General features: G+C 45.6%; 1 protein-coding gene. It reads left to right on the top strand.

All coding sequences use genetic code 11. The features are described 5' to 3' along the window. Positions 1-214 precede the first annotated feature (214 nt). Complete coding sequence (locus Q7V21_RS04860) at positions 215-1,711, top strand: ISNCY family transposase (RefSeq protein WP_304916201.1); 1,497 nt, start codon at positions 215-217, stop codon at positions 1,709-1,711. Positions 1,712-1,909: the final 198 nt, after the last annotated feature.

Genomic DNA, 1,909 nt, shown 5'->3' with positions numbered 1-1,909 from the left:
TAGTGCCTGAACGATAATCTTTTATCATATAAAAAACAACAAGTTATGATATAATTGGTCGTTGAAGATTCGCCAAATCCTTTATGGCTTGATAACTGCTTAATATTAGTAACCTGCTGATAATTAATAGTATTCTTTTTCAAGAAATAAGATTAGCGTAATCTGGCCCTTAATCAGCGCGTCAAACTGTCAAAACTTCGTTAAAAAAAGCCCTATGAGAAACGTATTTCCGCTCCAAATGAGCATCGGCCAAGTCGGTATTTCCGACATCCAAATCGATGTCTCTTCCCGCGATGATATTCCGGTCATCTTGCTGGGTCTTCAGCACATTTACACGACCCTGCCATTAAGAGCGGCAGTGTTTAAAATCCTGGAGGAAGTCGCGCCGACAAAAGTGGACAACGAGGTAGAGAAGGTCGTCTCTATCACTAAAGGGCGTCCGGGAATGGATCAATGGTCGATTTTGGTATTAGGCGCCTTACGTTTGGGCTTGAACGCGGACTACGATCGTATTCTGGAGCTGGCCAATCAGCATAGAACTCTGCGTGAAATGTTGGGTCATGGCTGTTTCGATGTTGACCAACGTTATTGCTTGCAAACCTTGAAAGACAATCTTGAACTGTTAACACCCAAGGTCATGGCGCGTATCAATGTCGAAGTCATTCGAGCCGGTTATCGCTTACTGGATCTTGATGTTCATGCCATGATTCGCGGCCGTTGCGATTCGTTTGTCTTAAAGACGGATGTGCATTTTCCCACCGATACCAACTTGTTGTATGACGCCATCCGCATTTTGATTCAGGTCTGTTCTAAATGGCATGCGCAGCATGTCTTGCCCGGCTGGCGGAATCATGAAAGTAACCGGCGTCAATTCAAACGCCAGTATCGCAAGCTGCAGAAGCTCAAGCATTCGACCTCTAAAAATGAAGACAAAAAAGCCGCTAAAGAACGGGAGATCCAGCAAGCCTACCAGGACTACATTGATCTGGCCGGGGTCTATCTTGACCGCGCTCAAACCAGTATCGAGGTTTTGAAAAACGACTATAAAATCCCCGAAATACATCTCGCTGACCTACACACCTTTAGTCAGCATGCCGAGCGCCAAATTGATCAGATTAGACGCCGCGCTATTTTAGACGAAACCATTCCTCATGCCGAAAAAGTCTTTTCCTTGTTTCAACCGCATACCGAATGGATCAGTAAAGGCAAAGCCGGTGTCCCGGTTGAATTGGGCTTGCGGGTCTGCATCATGGAAGACACGCATGGCTTTATCTTGCACAGCCAAGTGATGCAAAAAACCACCGATGAGAAAGTCGCCGTACCCATGGTTAAAGCGACTAAAGCGCAATTCCCGAGTTTTAATGCCTGCAGTTTTGACCAGGGCTTCCATAGCCCGGACAATCAAAAAGAACTGAAAAACCATCTTGAGCACGTTGTTTTACCCAAAAAAGGCAAGCTCTCCAAAGCCGATCAGGAACGCGAGTACGCACCGGAATTTAGGCATGCTAAAAGGCAACATTCCGCCGTTGAATCGGCTATTAATGCTTTGGAAGTCCATGGCCTGGATAAATGCCCTGATCACGGTATTGACGCCTTTGAACGTTATGTGGCGTTAGCCGTGCTATCACGCAATATTCAAAAACTGGGCACTATTAAACGCGACGCGGAGCGGCAACGGCTGCTGCTTGAAAAACAAAAGCTAGCGGCCTGACGCTGTTTTTTGCAAGCCTGGAAAGTTACCCACAGGATGGGTGCGCCTATAACTTGAGGTTATTGAGAACAATTCTTATTAAATGACAGGCATTCCGAAAATAACTGGTTTTTGATGTGCCCGGAAAATTTTTTGAAAAATAAATCGCCCACTTTGATGCGGAAACTTTGAAAAAACGGCTTTTCCGTTCAGGCACTA

Source organism: Methylophaga sp. (genome assembly GCF_030651745.1).
Note: the sequence above shows the minus strand (reverse complement) of the source record. Positions and strands in the feature narration are given on the sequence as shown.

Coding starts and splice junctions, on each gene's coding strand:
- Q7V21_RS04860 (WP_304916201.1), top strand. CDS start 215: ATGAGAAACGTATTTCCGCTCCAAATGAGCATCGGCCAAGTCGGTATT.